Here is a 16827-nt window from a genome sequence, read left to right as displayed (position 1 = left end):
CGTACGCGACCACACCGCCCAGACCCGCGCCGAGCGCTACGACCCCGACCACGACACCGCCCTCCAGCACGCGCTGCGCGCCGAACGCCACCGCCGCGACGTCGCCGAATGCGCCCGCGAGGCCGCCCACCAGGCCCGACAGAGGTCCGACGCCGCCCACCGCCGCCTCGCCGGCACCGTCGCCCAGCCCCTCTACACCGCCCTCGAACGCGCCCGCCTCCACACGCTCACCGACGACGACCACCAGGCCGTCCGCGACCTCACCCACCACCTCGCCCCCGCCACGCTGCGCCAGGTCATGAGCTGGCTGGAGCGCACCCGCACCGCCGCCCTCGCACTGCGCGGCGAGCAGGTCCCGCCCACTCGTCCGAGGGCGCGTCGCAGCCAGTTCTGACAGGCCACAAGGCGCCGGTCACCACCAGGTGGCCGGCGCCTTGTGCCGTGCCTGCTGGCGGAGCGGGCGCGCGGGTTCAGAGGGTCCTGCGCGCCTCTTCGGGCCCTGCGTCGCGGTGTGGTCGGAGGGACGGGTGGCCGCTCACTTGGGGTCGTGGCCGGCCCGCAAGCTCGCCGCTGAGCACACGAGCAGTACGGCGGTGAGCGCGGTCAGTGGTGCGGTCCAGGTGCCGGTTGCGGTGTGCAGGGCGGCGGCGAGGATGGGGCCGGTGGCGGCGAGGAGGAAACCGCAGGTCTGCGCCATGGTGGACAGGGCGGCCACGTGGTCGTGGTCGCGTCCCCGGTGGGCGTAGAGCACGCCGGGCAGTGCCTGTCCGGCGCCCAGTCCCATGCCCAGGATGACGACCCACACCATCGAGGTACCGGCGGGCGCGCGCAGGAGTCCGGCGAAGCCGATCACGCAGACCAGGACGGTCACCAGGATGTGGGGCCGCTGGTCGGCCCGCTTGGCGGCCAGGACGGGGGCGGCGAAGCCGCCGACGGCGACGCCGCAGATGAGCAGGGCCTGGCCGGTTCCGGCGGCGCTGCGGCCGAGGCCGGCTTGGACGAGGATCGAGGGCAGCCAGGCGAGGGTGGTGTAGAAGGCGAGGGTCTGGATGCCGAAGAAGGCGGTCAGGCTCCAGGCGAGGGCGGTGCGGGCCACGTGCGGGTGCCCGGTCCGCTTGGTGCCGGTGCCCGCGGCGGGCTGCGGCGGCCGGTGACGCAGCTGCGGGGTCATGCCGGCGGCGGCGAGGATGGCGGGGATGACGGCCAGGCCGATGGCCGGCTGCCAGCTTCCGGTGGCCTGGGCGGTGGGGACGACCACGGCGGCGACGAGCGCCGAGCCGACGCCCATCGACAGGGCGTAGACGCCCATCATGGTGCCGACGCGCTCGCGGGGGAACCGCTTGCGGACCAGGACGGGGATGAGCACGTTGACGACGGCGGTGGCCGCGCTGACCACGACGGTGCCCGCGAACAGGCCTGGCATTCCCAGCATGCGCAGCACCGCGCCGGCCACCAGGACCAGGCTCGCCCACCACAGTCCGCGCTCCTCGCTGAGGCGTCGCCGCAGCACGGCCGCGAGCGGTGCGAAGGCGCCCATGCACAGCGGCGGCAGCAGCCCCAGCACGGAGAGCGCGGCGGGGCTGAAGCCGGCGACGGGGGCCAGCGGTCCGATCTGCCCGAACGCGACGCGGGTGTTCAGGCTCATCAGCACGAACCCCAGGACGAGCAGCGCACTGGCGCCCGAGGCAAGGGGTGGCCCGGTACGGGCACGGCGAGTCGCGAGGGTCTCCGTCGGGGGCGCGGGCATGGCGGGTCCTCCAGGGCACGTGGTGGTTTAGGCTTGCCAGCGTGCACGCTCAAGTCCACTTGAGCGCAAGTCTCACGCGGAGGACCGGTTGGAGCGGCTGTACTCGATCAGCGAGGTCTCCAGAGCATTCGAGGTCTCGATACCGACGCTGCGCTACTACGAGGAATGCGGACTGATCGAGCCCACCGCACGGCGCGGCCGGGTGCGCCAGTACGACCGCGCGGCTCTGGCGCGGCTCGCCTACGCCCGGCTGTGGCACCACGACGGGATGCTGACACTTGCCGACACCGCCGCCGTGATGACCAGTGAACACGCGCAGGACCGCCATGCCCTGATCGGCGCCCAGCACGCCGCTGTGCAGGAGCGGATCCACCGGCTCACCAGCGCCGCCGCCGTGCTGCGGCACATGCTGGACTGCCCGGCGGACGACCCGCTGAGCTGTCCCGTGACCGGCGCCTACATCCACGCCCGCGTCGACGCCACCCTCGCCGGCGAGGAACTCCCCGACATGATCTTGCCCAACACGCCTGAATAGCCCCGGATAACCGACCTGGCGCGACGGGATGCCGATGGTGCGGGCGAGCGCGGCCGCCCTGGCCCGCCGCGCCGCCTTCACCGAGTTCAAGGCCCACACCGGCGAGGACGGCGAGGAGCGCGGCACCCTCGCCAACAGCCGGCTGCTGTCGGAACGCATCGACATCGCGGCCGTCGATGCGATCGTCTTCGCCGACCCCAAGACCAGCATCATCGACATCGTCCAGGCCATCGGCCGCGCGCTGCGCCAGGCTTACCGGCAGGGCAAGATCTCCTGGGTCATCATCCCCGTCTACCTCCCCTCGCCCGCTGTCGGCGACGACACCGCCACCGCCGATCCGTCCGAGGTGAAGGAGGCCGGGGAGGCGGTGAAGGCGGAGGCCGACGCCGAGATCGAAGCGTCCAGCTTCCGCACGATCTGGCGGGTCCTGCGCGCCCTCGCCGCCCACCTCTTCGGACAGCGCCCACATCATCCGGAAAGGCGCGAACTTGGCGAGGTCGAAGTAGAAGGGGGCGCGGTAGGGGCTGCGGTTGAACTCCTCGGTCCCGTCGGTGAGCTCCACGAGCAGTCCGCCGGGCCGACGGATCAGCAAGGGCAGGACATAGTGACTCGCGACGTAGTAGGTCTCGACACCGATCCGCAGCATGCGCCGGCCCTGGCCCAGGTCGCATTCCCACATCTTCTTGCCGCGCTCGACGAGGTGCTCCCCGCCCCAGATGGCGTTGACGAGGATGTCCAGTCGCCCTTGTTCCCGGTCGATACGCTCGGCCAGCGCCTGCACCTGGTCCGCCTGGAGGTGATCGACCGCTGCGGCGACGTTGTGTGTCCTTGGTTTCGCGGGCCCTGCGACGGCGGATGCGCCGCAGGTGGTCCAGGTGGCGATCTCGGGAAACGGCGACGCCCATGGGGACGCGATGTGCCCGGACGGAAGCCACGCGATTTCCGGAGGCGTTGACGCGGGGAGTGACCAGGCCTATGTCGTCGCCTCCCGCCCCACTCCTGACGGCAAGGGCTGGCACGGCAACGCCGCCTCCTACTACAACGGCAACCCGCAGGACGTAGCGGGGACTGTCTATGCCCTGTGCCAGGCCGACTGAGACCCAGGTAGCCAGTAGCAGCCAGCGGGAGGACTCGGCGATCGGTCGACGACCGGGTTCCTCCCGCTGGCGCGTTGCGCGGTCAGTGTGAGGTTCGGCCGCGATATCACCGGGATGTTCGGCTTCGTGTGTCACTGCCGTTGAGGTGCATTGGTGCTGGTCACGGGAAGTCGGACAGCCGATGCACCCCGACGCCCCTCTCCGCACTGGTCAACAGCCTCGGCGTCCCCACAACCGCCGACCGCACCGTCGCGATCCGCGAGCACGTCCTGGAGATGCCCGCCCCTGTCGTCGCCGACACGCTCGGCTAGCACCAGGTCACCACCGCCAAGCTGGCCGCCCAAGCGGGAGGAACCTGGAGCCGCGGGGCCGGCACCGGTGGTTCGTCGGTTGTCTTCGTCAGGCGCCGGTCCCTGTCGGGTGTGTGGTGGGTATGGAGAAGAGGCCGAAGCGGTTGCCGCGGGGGTCGATCAGGCGGCTGTAGAGGAGCCCGTCGGGGTTGGTGTCCGGCCCGAACTCGACGGTGGCGCCGAGTTCAACCGCGTTCGCGGTGACCGCGGGCACGTCGAGGACGAGGAAGTCGGGCATCAGGTAGTCGACGCCGCCCGTGCCGAGGTCGTACACGCCGCCCGAGGGCCACTGGTTGCCGGTGAACACGTTGCTGTACGGCTTGCCGCCGGCGCTCTCGTCAAACTCGATCCGCCACCCGAAGGCGGCCGTCCAGAACGCCCGCGTGGCCTCCGCGTCCGCCGTGCCGATCTCGAACCAGGCGTAGGCCCCCGGTTTCGGCATCATCGCGACCTCGGTCATCTGCGCCTGGCAGGACTCGGCGAACTCCTTCAGCCGCTTTGGACTCTCGCCGTTCTGGAAGAGGGAGAAGACGTTGCCCCGGGGGTCGGCGAGCCGAGCGAAGACCGTCACGTCGCAGACGGCGGTGGTCGGGACGATCACCTTCGCGCCCAGCTCCTCCAGCCGGGCCTGGTCGGCGGCGACGTCGGCGGAGACGATCGAGACGTTCATCGCCTCTTCGGCGGAGCCGGCCCGCTCGTGGATCGCGCCCATCGGGAAGGGCATCCCCGGCGCCGTGATCCGCGTGTAGGTGGAACCGTCCACCGAGGAGTCCGGGTCCACGGCGAAGGTCCAGCCCAGCAGCGAACCGTAGAACTCCCGCACGGCCGCCCCGTCGGCGGTGGCGATCTCGAACCAGACGACGTTCCCGGGATCCATGAAGCCCATGACAGGTCTCTCCTCAGCAATACAGATGGAGTGGGGGCGACCGGCCTGGGGCGGGAAGCCCTCTTTGCCGGACGGACCCGACCATAGACACCCAATAGGTCACCGAATGTCCTGTTGGTCGCCCATGCTGGCGGGTATGCGCGACCCGTCCGCCCGCCTCCTGCGGCTCCTGTCCCTGCTCCAGACCCCCCCGCGAGTGGCCCGGCCCCGAACTCGCCGAACGCCTCGACGTCACCCCCCGCACCATCCGCCGCGACATCGACCGCCTGCGCGAACTCGGCTACCCCGTCCACGCCACCCAGGGCAACACCGGCGGCTACCGCCTCACCGCCGGCACCGCCATGCCCCCACTCCTCCTCGACGACGAAGAGGCCCTCGCCATCGCCGTCGGCCTGCGGGCCGCCACCGCGGCCCCGATCACCGGCATTGCCGACAGCTCCCTGCGCGCCCTGGCCAAACTCGAACAGGTCCTCCCCGACCGCCTCCGCCGCCGGATCACGCTCTTGGCGCAGGGGGCGGTGCCGCCGACCATCCACGACGGCCCCACCGCCGACCCCGAGACCCTCGCCGCTGTCGCCACCGCCTGCCGGGCCGGCGAGAAGATCCGCTTCGGCTACCGGATCGGCAACGGGACGCAGACCCGGCGCCTGGTCGAGCCGAAGCAACTGGTCGCCTCCGGCCGCCGCTGGTACCTCGTCGCCTGGGACGAGGGCCGGGCCGACTGGCGCACCTTCCGGCTCGACCGCATCCACGCCCCCGCCCCCATCGGCGTCCGCGTCCCACCCAGACCCCTGCCCGACGGAGCAGCGGATGCGGCCCAGTGGGTCGCCCGTTCCGTCACCGGCCCCGCCACCACCCACGCCGACGTCCTGCTGCACTGCCCGGAAGACCGGGCTCGGGAGATCATGCCCACCGGAGAAGGCCCGGTGACCCCGGTGGACGCGCACACCTCCCGGCTCACCGTCGGGCCGGACTCCCCCCGCTACCTCGCCCTCCGCGTCGTCCGCGTACCGGTCCCCTACACCCTCCTCGGCCCCCCTGAGGTCTCCCGCGAGCTCCGCGCCCTCGCCGAACGCGCCCTGACCGCCACCACACCCCCACCGGAACGGGCCGCGCCCACCGTGTGACACCCCACCAGCGCGCCCGGGAGGTGGCGGGTGCCCGGCCAGGACCACCAGCAGCCGCGGGAAGGCGCGCCAGCGCCGTCCCGTCCGGACCCGCCTGCTCCCACAACCGGGCGCGGGCCGTCCCCCGGCTGGGGAACGGCCCGCGGCTGGGTGGTTCGGTGGTGTCTGCGCTCAGCCCAGTTGCTGGGCGTTCAGGCTCGTGAGGTGGTCGTGGGCGGGGTTTTCCTTCGCGTAGAGGACCTGGATGTCGATGGCGAGGTCGGTGCCGGGGTCGATGGTGTGTCCGCCGCCCGCCGGGGAGCCGAGCAGGACGCTGCCCTCGGTGCCGTCCCGCAGGATCTGGCCCCAGAAGACATCGGTGAAGCCCTTGTACAGGGAAGTCCCCTCGGGCAGGTCACCGAAGCCGAGCGCCCACTTCACGACGCGCGTCTCGGCGGCACGCACCGTGATCCGGTAGGAGTAGATCCACTTCTGGGTCTCCCAGTCCTGCCACTTGCTCAGGAAAGACTGCTCGACGATCAGGTTCCCCAGGAAGGGAGCCGCCAGCGCCGACTGAGGCTGGTCGTTCCAGGTGCCGTTGGGACTGTCGGCCATCGCGATCCGCCGCAGGTCCGCGATCGCGGACCTGCGGTCCACGGGCAGCGAATGCCCCCGCTGGTCGGCGGCGGAGAAGAGCGCGTTGTCCTCGTCGGTGCGGTTGACGACGCTGCTCACCCCGTCGCCGCTGTGGTCGAAGCCGTACGCGGAGAAGACGTTGACGGACGTGCCGGCCGGGATGACCAGGATCTTGTCACCGACTCCCGGCCTCTGACCGATGTTGAAGTTGGTGGCGCGGTAGAGGCAGAAGCTTCCCTCGGGGCACGCCTCTTCTCCCTGGCCGTAGATCAGCCGCGCTTGTTCGTTGCTCACGTGTCTGCCTTCCTGTTGACGACTGATGGGCCCAGGCGGGAGTGGCTGGACCCCTACATCCGCCGAAGTCCTTCGGGCCGTGGCGTATCGGGTGCCGGCCGGAGCGGTGCCTGGCGACCCGGGGTGCGGTCACGGAAACCCTGTCGATACTCTGAGCGAATGTAGCATCACTATTTGTAGTCGAAGTTTTGCGTCGTGTGGTCACTTCGCTTCCGCTTGGCCGGTTCCAACGGCTCAGTTGACGCAGATGAGCCACCCGAGCACGGCGCTATGCGTGGCGGACGGGCGCTTCGCGGCCCGGGGCCCTCGGTCCGGTGACCGCCCGACCAGACCGCTGCGAAACTGACGCCACGATGCCGTTCTCGGACGAGCGGTGGGCCGGGCACGAGCCCGCCGCCTGGGGCGACGACGGGCTGTGCGCCGGCTGCCGCCAGACCTGCGCCGACCAGCAGGCGTGGGAAGCCGCCGAACGGGAGCGGGCCGCCGCCGAGGCCGCGGCTGCCGAGGCGAAGCGCAGCAGCTCCTGGTGGTGCCGCTCCTGACCCCGCCTCACCCCGGCGCAGGCCGCTGACCTGCGCCGGGGAGTTTGGCCACCCCTGCTGACCTGCACTGGGGAGTTTCACCGGGAAGGCGGTGAGTTTCGCCCCCGGGGCGCTGGTGGGTTTGGCCGCCCCGGGCCCGCTCGCCCCGGTCATTTCCCGGCGGAGGCCGGTTAGTTTCGGGTGCCGGTGCAGGTCAGCGGCCGGCTAGAACGGCCTGCGGTACTCCGTCCGGGTGGCGGCGGGGTTCGGCGGGACAGCGTGGTGGGCAGAGCCTGCGACATGACGACACCGATGACCAGGCGCCGCCGTCGCCGCCGTCCGGCCGCGCCCACCGCGTCCGCGCCCGCCGCCCCGGTCCGCGCCGGATGGCCGCCCGCCCCCACCGCCCACCTGCCCGACGCCCTGGTGGAGGCCGTCGCCCGCACCGAGCAGGACGACCCAGGCCAGGCGCCGGTGGTGTGGCTGCCAGCGGCCGACGCGGCCGGCCTCCACCTGTACCCGGCCATCGGCGCCGCCCTCGGCCAGGCCGCCCGACCCGACACCACCGCCGACGGCCCGCTGCTGCTCCCGGCGATGACCGGCGCGTCCTACCAGTGGCGCTGACGTCCCGCGCTGTGCCGGGACACGCTGGTTGTCACCCCTTATGGGCTCTGACCTGGCGGCCTCGTTGCGGTGGGACAGGACAGTTGTCACCGATGGGCCAAGATTGTTGTCACCTGACGCCGGTTGCCGCGCTTGTTGTCACCCGGATCCGGCTGGCGGCGGCTGAGTGGTTCGCGGCCGAGGCGCGGTGTGAGGTTGAGCCCACCAAGGGCAGCTGGCGGGCTCGCGTCCCATGAGGAAGGACCCCCTGGTAGGGGGTCCCGGGTTCCGAGGGCGGTGTTGATCCGTGCGGATCGTCGGCTACCGCCCGCGGAGTGGGGGAGTGCGTGCCGCCTTCGCGATGTCGGGCTGCGGGCTCAGAGGGCGGCGACGAGCAGGGTGAAGGCGGCGACGATGACGGCGACGCGGGCGTAGTGGAAGCGGTCCCAGCGGTTCCCCTGCTCCCTCCAGTCGGCGGGCCGGTTGTCGGGGGTCCAGGTCTTGCTCTGGTTGTTGATCGGGACGAGCAGCAGGACGGACATGATCACGCTGACGATCAGCAGTGCGGCGGCGGTGACGACCAGGCCGGTGCCGTGGTGGTGCCATCCGGCGACGGCCCAGACCGCGGCGAGGACGAGTGAGCCGATGTACCAGAACGGCATCACGGCGCCGAGCATCCGGCCCCCGTGGGCGCGGGCGAGCAGGTAGCTGTCGTCGGGGAGGGCGTTGAAGATCGGGTTCATGACGAAGGCGACGGAGAACTCCACCCCCACCATCAGGCCGACGAGCACGGTGGTGATGACCTCGAGTGCGTTGAGCATGGCGACCTCTCCTGGGATCTAGCGCTGCTAGGTGACGAAGTAATGCTAGATCTGCTGCCGCTCACTTGTCTAGCGGTGCTAGGATCGGGTCATGTCGGTACAGGAACGCAAGGAACGCGAACGGGCGGCCCGTGAGCGCCTCATCGTGGCGACGGCCCGCGAACTCGCCGAGCAGCAGGGCTGGGACGCGGTCACCACCCGCCGGCTCGCCGAGCGCATCGAGTACAGCCAGCCCGTCCTCTACAGCCACTTCCGCGGCAAGCGTGAGATCATCGGCGCCGTCGCCCTGGAGGGTGCCGCCGAGATGGCCGTGGCCCTGCGGACCGCGACCTCCGCCGCGGACGGCGCTCGCGCCCGGGTCACCGCCCTCGCCCGCACGTACCTTGAGTTCGCCGAACGCAACCCGGCGGTCTACGACGCCATGTTCCAGCTCGACGGCGGCCTGGCCTTCGCGGCCGAGGACACCCCGGAGCCGCTGAAGGACGGCTTCGCCGCCCTGTTGGAAAGCCTCGGCGAGGTCGCCGGGGACGGCGTCAACCCGGGACTGTTCACCGAGGTGTTCTGGGCGGCCCTGCACGGGCTGGCCACCCTGACCCGGGCGGGCCGGCTGCCGCCGGCGGAAGCCGAGCGGCGGGTGGAGCTGCTGGTGGACCGGCTCGCCATGATCTGACACACCGTCCGGGCGGACGGGCAGCCGGGGCCCTCCGGCCCGGCTGCCGGCCTGCGGCATCGCCGCTCAAGAGCCACCGCACCGAGAACCGGCCGGCGCGAACGAGACCGAGCGGGAATCCGACAGCCTCCATGCGACAGGACACCCGGCTCAATCGGGCTGTACGTACGTCGCCGCTCGTGGTGACAGAAACCATGTCCAGGTGACATCTACCGTGTCCCGGCATACGCGCGCATGCCGAATCCGGCCCAGGCACGGGTTGCCTCTGAGGTTGCTACTGGAGGCGGCGTCGCCGGAAGCGGCGATTGCGCAGTTCAGGGCCCGTTTGTCCATAGGTCGGCGGAGGCCGACTACTTCTCCCTGGGCCCCTTGGCGGTGCCGGGTGAAGTCCGGGCACCGGAGCCGTCGAGGGGGAGGAGGAGTAGGAGAACAGGCGCGCAGAGCAGGAGCGGAGACGAGATCCCGGCAACCTGATGCTGCGCGCCGACGGCGTGAAGGGTTGTCCGCTGCGCGGTGGCCCGGCGGCCCCGCTTAGCGGTGCCACCGGCCGGGGCGGGGGCGGGGGCGGGGGCGGGGAGGAGGACGGTAGACCGTCCCGGCGCCCCTGCTTGCCGCCTACAGCTCCGTCCACCCGCACGCCCGCCCACCCGGTCGTTGAGCGGGTGCCAGACCGGGGCGGCCGGGCCGCGCTGGACCAGGTCCTCGATCCGGGCGGCGCCGGCCGGGACGGCGGAGAGCATCTCGGCGGTGGCCGGGTTCTCCTCGGCGGCGAGGCGCAGGTCCGCCACCGCCGAGCGCACCTGGGCCGCGCCGGTGCCGACCAGGACCACCAGCAGCTGCGGGAAGGACCGCCAGCGCCACCTGGGCGGCCAGGGCCTGCTCGACCCGGCCCGCGTCTCGGAGTTGGACGCGCTCGGCATGATCTGGTCGAAGAACGCAGGCGCCTGGGAACGCGGGGCCGCCTACGCCGCCGCCTTCCACCGCCAGCACGGCCACCTCGCGATCCCGGCGACCGCGAAGCTGGACGACTACGCGGTGGGCGCGTGGATGCGCCGCCAGCGCAAGGCCGACAACCTCAACCCCGACCAGATCGCGAAGCTCGACTCGCTGGACGAGCTGTGGCGCCTGGAGCCGGACTGGAACCGCTCCTACCGCCGCCTGCTCGCCTACCTCGCCGCCGGCGGCACCCTGGACGGCCCGGCGAACCGCACCGGCCTCGGCGACGACCCCACGTTCCGGCCCGGCACCTGGCTGCGCAAGCAAGCAACGGCGCGCACCGCCGGCAAGCTGACCGACCACCAGACCGCGCTCCTGGACGCGCTCCACTGGCACGCCGAGACCGTCGCGGGCTGACCCGCCCCGCACCGACGCCGCCATCCCCCGCGCCGGGCGGCCCGCTGACCTCCAAACCTCCCGAACACCCCCGGCTTGTAGGCTGGCGCGGAAAATCTCCGGTTCGTTGAGGGAGGGCCCGGTGCGCATCCGCCGGTGGATATGTGTGCTCGCGGGAGCCGTCGCGCTGAGCAGCCCGACGGCCGCCTACGCCCGCGGCGGGGGCGGCGGTCACGGCTTCGGTGGCCACGGTGGCGGCGGCGGGGGCAGTGGGGGCGGCCATGGCGGCGGCTTCCACGGGTCGGGCGGCGGCTTTGGAGCGGGCGTCGGGGCCGGGAGCGGCGGGCTCCTCACCGTGCTGGTGATCGTGGCCGTCGTCCTCCTGATCCTGTGGCTGTGGTCCCGGCGCCGCAGGGCAAAACTGGCACAGGGCCTGAACACCGTCTCCGACCGCACGGCGCACCGCGCGGACGCGCAGGCGCGCGAGCGCGCCGCCCGCATCTCGGCCCGCGTCGACGCCATCGCCGACACGGATGCGACCTTCGAGCGCGCGGCGCTCGAGCAACGCGCCGTGTGGCTGTACGAGACGGCCCAACGTGCCTGGAGCGGGCACGATCACGCCACGCTGCAGCGGATCCTGTCCCCGGTGCTGTACGGCAAGTGGGCCGAGGAGCTGCACGACTACGCCTCACGCGGCGAGGTCAACGTCGTGGAGATCGTCTCCGGCCCGGTCGTCGAACTGGTCGACGTCGCCAACCGCGCGGGCGAGGTGAACGACACCGTCACCTTCCGGATCACCGCGACGCTCAACGACTACGTACGCCGCGCCGACGGCGGTCAGGCCGTGCGCAAGGACGGCTCGACGCGCCCGGTCGAGTACTGGACACTGCGCAAGAACACGGCCGGGCAGTGGATCGTGTCGTCGCTGGAACAGGCCGCCGAGGGCGCGCACCACCTGAGCGGCGCCATCGAGACGGACGGCTGGGACCAGAAAGAGGTCGCCCGCGAGGCCGTGCTCGAGGTGGCCGGCAAGAGCACAGTCACCAAGGTGAGCGACATCCTGTCGCTCACCAACATCTCGTGGAGCACCGACGCCGACACCGCCGCCGGCGACCTGAGCGTCCTCGACGGCCGGTTCGACAAGTCCGTCCTCGAGGTCGCCGTCGAGCGGTTCCTCGAGGAATGGGCCATGAACGACGGCAGCCTTGACTTCACGCTCGTACGCACCGCCCACCGGACCGTCATGCGCCAGGCCACCGTCACCCGCGTCACGGTGCGCTCGCTGGTCTCCCGCGACCCGGTCGTCTTCCGCGTCACGGTCGACACCGAGGGCGTCTACTACGAAGTCGACCGCCGCAGCGAACAGGTACTGCGCGGTGACCCGCACAAACGCAGGCCCATCACCTTCACCTTCGACCTGCGCCTGGACGACACACCGGCCAACGTGTGGACCGTCATCGCCGCCACGGTCGAGTAGACCAGCCCAGGTCGGCACCACGGGCTCTCACGCCCACACCCCGGCGCCGCCCCGCCCGGACACCCACCACCACGCACGGACCGCTCACGGCCACCGGACCGGGCCGGCACGGCCATTGCCGGGCCTGGCAACGACCGCAGCCCCACCCCCAACACTCTCCCGCAGGGGGCGGGGAGAGCCTGCGGGGCGGGGCCGGAAAGAACCCTGCGCCTGCCGAATATCTCATCCAGCCAGGTCACGCGGCGTGTCGGTACTCGTGGATCACTCCGCCGAGCCGGTCATGTCGGCGTATGTCCAGGCGAGAGATTCGTCCGGGATCAGTGATCGGCTCGGGCACCACGCGTAGGGGCGCCGCCTGGTTCATGGCCTGGTGGGGCCGGTGCGCGTTGTAGTGGTACTCGAACTCGCGCGGGGCGTGGCGCAGGTGGCGCTCGTTCCAGATCAGGGTCCGGTCCACCGGCTCCGTGCCGCAGTGACGGGATCGGGCGTCATCCCGGGAGCACGACGCCGATATGCCGGCGTTACCACCGCGATACGGCGAGAGATGAGGATGCCAGGCGCGATGCGGCGGTCTGCGGTCATGGGCTCAGTCTCCGTACCGCTCTCTCACGCCGGCACCGGCCGGGGTCGGCGTGACCGAGTCGAACGAAATGGAGTGGACCAGTGCACCAGCGGATCAAGCGAGCAGCCGCCCGGGTCGGAGCCCTGACCCTGCTGGCCGGCGGCACCGCGATAGCCGTTCCGACCACCGCCCAGGCGGCCGACTACAACGGGGTCTGCGGCTCGGGCTACTCGGTCATCGACCACCGGGACCTCAACCTCGGCGGCACGGTCTACCTGACCTACAACAGCAGCAACGGCTACAACTGCGTGGTGACGATCCGCGACAACCCGGGCCCCGCTCTGCTCATGCTCGCCGGGCTCAGGCAGACCGGCTCCTCCACCTGGACCAAGCTCGACGAGAACTACTACACCACCTACGCCGGGCCGGTCTACCTCTACGCAGCGCACAGCTGCATCGACTGGGAGGGCGGGATCGAGGACAACATCAGCGGCGGCTTCGACAAGCACTGCAGCTGAGGTGATCCCGCTGTTAGCCGCGCGATACACGGCGTTCGTAGGTTGATCGCCGAGGTGGGGGGCGACCCCACAGCACAACTCGTGAGGAGACCTCATGGCAAGCAGTCAGCTCTGCGCTTCGCGCCTGCGCAAGACCGTGATGCGGGCCGCCGTGGTGGGCGCCGCGGCTCTCACCGTACTCGGCCTGTCCAGTGCGGAGGCGATGGCCCTGGACCCTGGTACCACGGCCGCCACCTTCACTCTCGCGCAGCCCGACTCGTACGCCGGCGAAATCGCCGATTCCACCGGGGCCAGGCTGGTGCTGCAGAACGATGGGAACCTGGTGCTGTACACGCACACTGGCGACATTGACAACGCGTTGTGGGCCAGCGGCACCGCCGGCAAGGGCGTGACCCACGTCGACTGGTCGCGGTCCGGCTACGCCAAGCTACTGGACAGCTCCAACAACGTCGTGTGCACCATGGGCGCGCTCAACCCCGCCCCGGGCGGCACGGTCCGGGTCCAGAACGACGGCAACATGGTCTTCTACGGCACCAACGGCAACCCCACCTGGTCCACCGGCACCTACGGCGGCCAGATCGGCAACCTGAACTACTGCTACACCTGAGCCGCCCGGGCCGAGCGGTCCGGCAGTAGGAACAGCGCGGCCAGGCACCAGTTCCCCGGTGCCTGGCCGAAAACGGAAACGGGTGCAGATCCAATCGGCGTGTTGTTGATCAAGCCGCGAGGTTGAACCCATCGCGGTAGCGGGCTTGGTGGTTGCGGTGAACTCCTGCTGTTCGTGCCAGGCCCAGTAGGCGTTGAAGTCGCCGTTGCTGCGCAGGGCGCGGAGCTTGAGGACGGCCTCGGCGCCGGACAGGCCCCAGCGGGCTCCGGTGATGTCCAGGCGGTCCTTGACCAGGTGGCGGCAGGCGCCCTCGATGATGCCGGTGGCGATGGGCCAGCCGCGGTCCAGGGCGAGGTCGTAGCGCAGGTACTCGGCCTTGTTCCGCAGGTAGGCGACGGCGTCGTCGATGCCCTTGCAGTGGTTCGTGGTCAACCGCGTGGCGCGGGCGGCGGTTTGGAGGGCGTCGGCGACCTGGCCGGCGCCGCCGGCGAGGAGGGTGCGGGCGTGGCGGGCGACCCATGCCTCGGCGGCCGGGTCGCCGGGGGTGTGCAGGCACCAGGCCGCGCCCCACAGGTATTCCAGGACGTGGATCAGGTCGACGACGATGTGCACCGTCACGCCGCGGCGGGTGGCTTCGGCGGTGATGAGGTCGAGTCTTTCCACGCGATAGCCGTGGGAAAGAGGGCTGAGCCCGACCGTGGTGCTGGGCTCACCCGCCCAGCGCGGCCCACCGCGCTCCGCTGTCGCCCATCGGCGAACTCCGGCAAGCCCAGCTACAGATGAAACAGCCTTCCCCTCCGTCGGCGGACGCCCCTAAAGTGTGCGCACGATCAAGCAAGGGAGTCATACGTGGCCAAGACGATCGCTGCCGCGTTCCTGTCCGACTCGTCCTGGGACGGAGCGCCGGAAACCCAGGCCCCGATCCGGCGGCCGATGCTCGACTGGCAGGAGCTGAGCAAGATCCTGGGCCAGAACCCGTACGGCGGCTGCGCCTATCGATTCGGACGGCAAGATCCACAAGCGTTAGCACTCCGCCAGGCAAGACCAGGAACAGCTGCCCGTGGTGCCTGCTTGCCTGCCTCGCCGCCAGCGGCACCCTGATCGGACCGGCGAACCGGACGGGTGGCGATCGCCCTCCTGGACGCCCTGCAACACATCTGGATGGGCAACTGGCCATCGCAGCCCGGGCTCGGTAGGCCGGGCCCCGCCCCCACGACGTCCCGATCCATCGCCTGATCCCTGACGCCCGGTGGGGTGGTTGTCCGGACGACCTGGCACGAGCCCGCGTGTACGACGTGGGCTCGGCGATGACCAGGCGGCGCGAGTGCCGAACCGGCTCGCACGCGGGTGTGCGCGGTCTTGGTCAACGACGGCCGGGTGCGTCCGGTCCACTGGGGCAGCGTGCGGTCCGTGGGGAAGACCGCGGCGAGGTAGGCAGGGGTGAGCCGGACCGTTGGGGGAACCGATTTCGTATCGGCACGATTGCCGCATAGGGTGGTGTCACCGACGCGGGGTGGAGCAGCTCGGTAGCTCGCTGGGCTCATAACCCAGAGGTCGCAGGTTCAAATCCTGTCCCCGCTACTACCAAGGCCGGGGCTGGCGCACGAATGCGCTAGCCCCGGCCCTGTCCGTTGGTCAGCTGGCAGCGCGAGCAGGCCCGCGCTGAGGGCAAGCTGACCGCCCGGCAGATCTGCCGCGTACGGAGGCACGCAGCCTGGATTGTCGCCGACGTTCGGGGGGCGTCATTGGATGGCCTTGAGGATGGCGCTGACGAACTGGAGGATCGCGTGGCCCCAGGGGGTTGCTGCGATCAGGACGCCGAATAGCCGCCTGCGGTCCGTCAGAACTTGCCGACGATGTGCAGGACCTCCTCGGCGCCCGTTCGGTGACGCACCCGGGCGCGGCCTCCAGGCGCCACACCTCGACCGGGTACCGGGCCCGGCGCGCTTGCGTAGCTCGGCGACCGCGGCCGCCGCGCCGATCCGGCTGCGCGCCGCCGGCCTCGGTGCTGGCCTCGGCCAGGCGCTCGGCCACCAGGTCCAGGCTGGCGCTCAGCGCAGGAGGTTGGCGAGGTAGGTGTTGCGGTTCCGGATCAGACGGGGCATGTACCAGCCGAGAACGGTCGTGTCGGCCATACGGCCGAGGGGCCCGAGCGGGGATGCGAAGTCGATGACGTCTCGCATGATGCTTCCGCCGGTGCCGTCGGGTTCGAAGAAGTGGGCGTGCCGCCATCGCTTGAACGGCCCGCGCTCCTGCTCGTCGACGAAGTGCCGCGGCGGGTCATAGGCCATGATGCGGGCGGTGAGCTGCCAGGTCAGGCCGAAGTGGCGGGCCTGGAAGGTCACGGCGTCGCCGAGGGAGAGGCGGCCGTGGGTGGTGCCGGCAACCGCCCGCTCTGCGGACGCGGCCATCGACTGGGTGTGGGCCTCGACGTCGAGGCATGCCTCGAACGCTCGTTGCGGGGGTACCGAGAGAACCGTGGTGATCTCGAACTGGGGCATCGGGGACCTTTGATTCGCGTCGGCCGTTCGGATCGCCGTCGCAGGCGAGACACCTCCGAACGGCACGACTGCTGTGGACGTCGGTGATTGGCAGTGGGGCGTCTTAAGCCCAGCGCCGTCCACACCCGGGCCCGGTGCGCAGCGCGCACCCGCTCGGCCAGCACAAGGACGGCGGTGCGAACCTGCTCCACCGACCCGCAGCGCGACGGTCAGCCGCCACGCCTCGGCCTCGCCGACCGGGACGGCCGACTCCTGGTGCTGCCACTCGCCCACACTCTCCCCCTGCCCGCCGACGGCCGCCCGAACCCGCCGCCGGGTCGCAGCGCGGCTGTGTCCAGCACGCCAACCGGATGGTGAGTTTCGCCCCCGGGGCCTGGTACGGGGTGGCGGTGGGGGTGCGGGTTGGGGTGATGTCGAGAGTTTCGCGGGTTGGTTGAGAAGGTTTCGGATCGGGGCGGGGCTGGGCTGTTGTGAAGTTGCACTTTGTTGTCGTGGAGTACTGCAGCGGTTTGTCGTGCTGGTCTGCGGGTTGATGCCTGGTCAGAGGGGGTGACGGCTTGTACG

Annotated in this window: 18 protein-coding genes and 1 tRNA gene; 12 read left to right on the top strand and 7 right to left on the bottom strand. The window is 71.2% G+C overall.

Features of this window, described 5'->3' with window-relative positions; all coding sequences use genetic code 11:
- A partial coding sequence (locus ACWDAK_RS38345; RefSeq protein ID WP_449806556.1) for a hypothetical protein occupies window positions 1-394 on the top strand: 394 nt, incomplete at its 5' end.
- Between the two features lie 141 nt (window positions 395-535).
- Here ACWDAK_RS38345 and ACWDAK_RS38340 read toward each other — a convergent pair.
- A complete protein-coding gene (locus ACWDAK_RS38340) occupies window positions 536-1747 on the bottom strand; it encodes an MFS transporter (RefSeq protein ID WP_427395907.1) in 1212 nt (403 codons plus the stop codon).
- An 88-nt stretch (window positions 1748-1835) separates the two neighbouring features.
- Here ACWDAK_RS38340 and ACWDAK_RS38335 point away from each other — a divergent pair, with 88 nt between their 5' ends.
- A complete protein-coding gene (locus tag ACWDAK_RS38335) occupies window positions 1836-2282 on the top strand; it encodes a MerR family transcriptional regulator (RefSeq protein ID WP_427395906.1) in 447 nt (148 codons plus the stop codon).
- Window positions 2283-2316: 34 nt separating this feature from the next.
- Window positions 2317-3237 carry a helicase-related protein gene (locus ACWDAK_RS38330; RefSeq protein WP_427395905.1) on the top strand — a complete coding sequence of 307 codons (921 nt, stop codon included), beginning with the start codon at window positions 2317-2319 and terminating at the stop codon, window positions 3235-3237.
- A gap of 541 nt (window positions 3238-3778) precedes the next feature.
- On the opposite strand, the gene ACWDAK_RS38325 is transcribed toward ACWDAK_RS38330, so the two are convergent.
- Window positions 3779-4615: a VOC family protein gene (locus tag ACWDAK_RS38325; RefSeq protein WP_427395904.1), complete on the bottom strand. Its 837-nt coding sequence runs from the start codon at window positions 4613-4615 to the stop codon at window positions 3779-3781.
- 341 nt (window positions 4616-4956) lie between these two features.
- Between ACWDAK_RS38325 and ACWDAK_RS38320 the strand changes: the two genes are divergently transcribed.
- Complete coding sequence (locus tag ACWDAK_RS38320) at window positions 4957-5742, top strand: helix-turn-helix transcriptional regulator (protein ID WP_344640978.1); 786 nt, start codon at window positions 4957-4959, stop codon at window positions 5740-5742.
- Window positions 5743-5913: 171 nt separating this feature from the next.
- On the opposite strand, the gene ACWDAK_RS38315 is transcribed toward ACWDAK_RS38320, so the two are convergent.
- Window positions 5914-6651, bottom strand: coding sequence for a peptidase inhibitor family I36 protein (locus ACWDAK_RS38315; RefSeq protein ID WP_427395903.1), 738 nt, complete (start codon window positions 6649-6651; stop codon window positions 5914-5916).
- A gap of 353 nt (window positions 6652-7004) precedes the next feature.
- Between ACWDAK_RS38315 and ACWDAK_RS38310 the strand changes: the two genes are divergently transcribed.
- A complete protein-coding gene (locus ACWDAK_RS38310; RefSeq protein WP_344640980.1) occupies window positions 7005-7193 on the top strand; it encodes a hypothetical protein in 189 nt (62 codons plus the stop codon).
- Window positions 7194-7472: 279 nt separating this feature from the next.
- Window positions 7473-7796, top strand: a complete 324-nt coding sequence (locus ACWDAK_RS38305; protein WP_344640981.1) for a hypothetical protein — start codon at window positions 7473-7475, stop codon at window positions 7794-7796.
- Between the two features lie 356 nt (window positions 7797-8152).
- On the opposite strand, the gene ACWDAK_RS38300 is transcribed toward ACWDAK_RS38305, so the two are convergent.
- Window positions 8153-8596 carry an anthrone oxygenase family protein gene (locus tag ACWDAK_RS38300; protein WP_427395902.1) on the bottom strand — a complete coding sequence of 148 codons (444 nt, stop codon included), beginning with the start codon at window positions 8594-8596 and terminating at the stop codon, window positions 8153-8155.
- Window positions 8597-8687: 91 nt separating this feature from the next.
- Between ACWDAK_RS38300 and ACWDAK_RS38295 the strand changes: the two genes are divergently transcribed.
- The 3 genes from ACWDAK_RS38295 to ACWDAK_RS38285 all read left to right on the top strand — a co-directional run bounded on the left by ACWDAK_RS38295 (window position 8688) and on the right by ACWDAK_RS38285 (window position 12075).
- Window positions 8688-9266, top strand: a complete 579-nt coding sequence (locus ACWDAK_RS38295) for a TetR/AcrR family transcriptional regulator (RefSeq protein WP_427395901.1) — start codon at window positions 8688-8690, stop codon at window positions 9264-9266.
- Between the two features lie 654 nt (window positions 9267-9920).
- Window positions 9921-10619 (top strand): helicase associated domain-containing protein, encoded by a 699-nt coding sequence (locus tag ACWDAK_RS38290; protein ID WP_344640984.1) that lies wholly within the window; start codon window positions 9921-9923, stop codon window positions 10617-10619.
- Between the two features lie 121 nt (window positions 10620-10740).
- Window positions 10741-12075 (top strand): Tim44 domain-containing protein, encoded by a 1335-nt coding sequence (locus ACWDAK_RS38285; RefSeq protein ID WP_427395900.1) that lies wholly within the window; start codon window positions 10741-10743, stop codon window positions 12073-12075.
- Window positions 12076-12310: 235 nt separating this feature from the next.
- On the opposite strand, the gene ACWDAK_RS38280 is transcribed toward ACWDAK_RS38285, so the two are convergent.
- A complete protein-coding gene (locus tag ACWDAK_RS38280) occupies window positions 12311-12532 on the bottom strand; it encodes an integrase (RefSeq protein WP_427395899.1) in 222 nt (73 codons plus the stop codon).
- A gap of 206 nt (window positions 12533-12738) precedes the next feature.
- Here ACWDAK_RS38280 and ACWDAK_RS38275 point away from each other — a divergent pair, with 206 nt between their 5' ends.
- A complete protein-coding gene (locus ACWDAK_RS38275) occupies window positions 12739-13155 on the top strand; it encodes a spore-associated protein A (RefSeq protein WP_344640987.1) in 417 nt (138 codons plus the stop codon).
- Between the two features lie 427 nt (window positions 13156-13582).
- Here ACWDAK_RS38275 and ACWDAK_RS38270 read toward each other — a convergent pair whose 3' ends face one another.
- Complete coding sequence (locus tag ACWDAK_RS38270; RefSeq protein WP_427395898.1) at window positions 13583-14425, bottom strand: hypothetical protein; 843 nt, start codon at window positions 14423-14425, stop codon at window positions 13583-13585.
- 186 nt (window positions 14426-14611) lie between these two features.
- On the opposite strand from ACWDAK_RS38270, the gene ACWDAK_RS38265 reads away from it, so the two are divergent.
- Together ACWDAK_RS38265 and ACWDAK_RS38260 are read left to right on the top strand one after the other, a co-directional pair.
- Entirely contained in the window at window positions 14612-14863 is a 252-nt protein-coding gene (locus tag ACWDAK_RS38265; RefSeq protein ID WP_344640990.1) for a hypothetical protein, read from the top strand.
- Window positions 14864-15269: 406 nt separating this feature from the next.
- Window positions 15270-15343, top strand: a tRNA-Met gene (locus ACWDAK_RS38260).
- A gap of 470 nt (window positions 15344-15813) precedes the next feature.
- On the opposite strand, the gene ACWDAK_RS38255 is transcribed toward ACWDAK_RS38260, so the two are convergent.
- Window positions 15814-16263, bottom strand: a complete 450-nt coding sequence (locus ACWDAK_RS38255; RefSeq protein WP_344640991.1) for an SRPBCC family protein — start codon at window positions 16261-16263, stop codon at window positions 15814-15816.
- Between the last annotated feature and the right edge of the window lie 564 nt (window positions 16264-16827).

The sequence above is a fragment of the Kitasatospora sp. NPDC001175 genome, from assembly GCF_053598215.1.
Note: the sequence above shows the minus strand (reverse complement) of the source record. Positions and strands in the feature narration are given on the sequence as shown.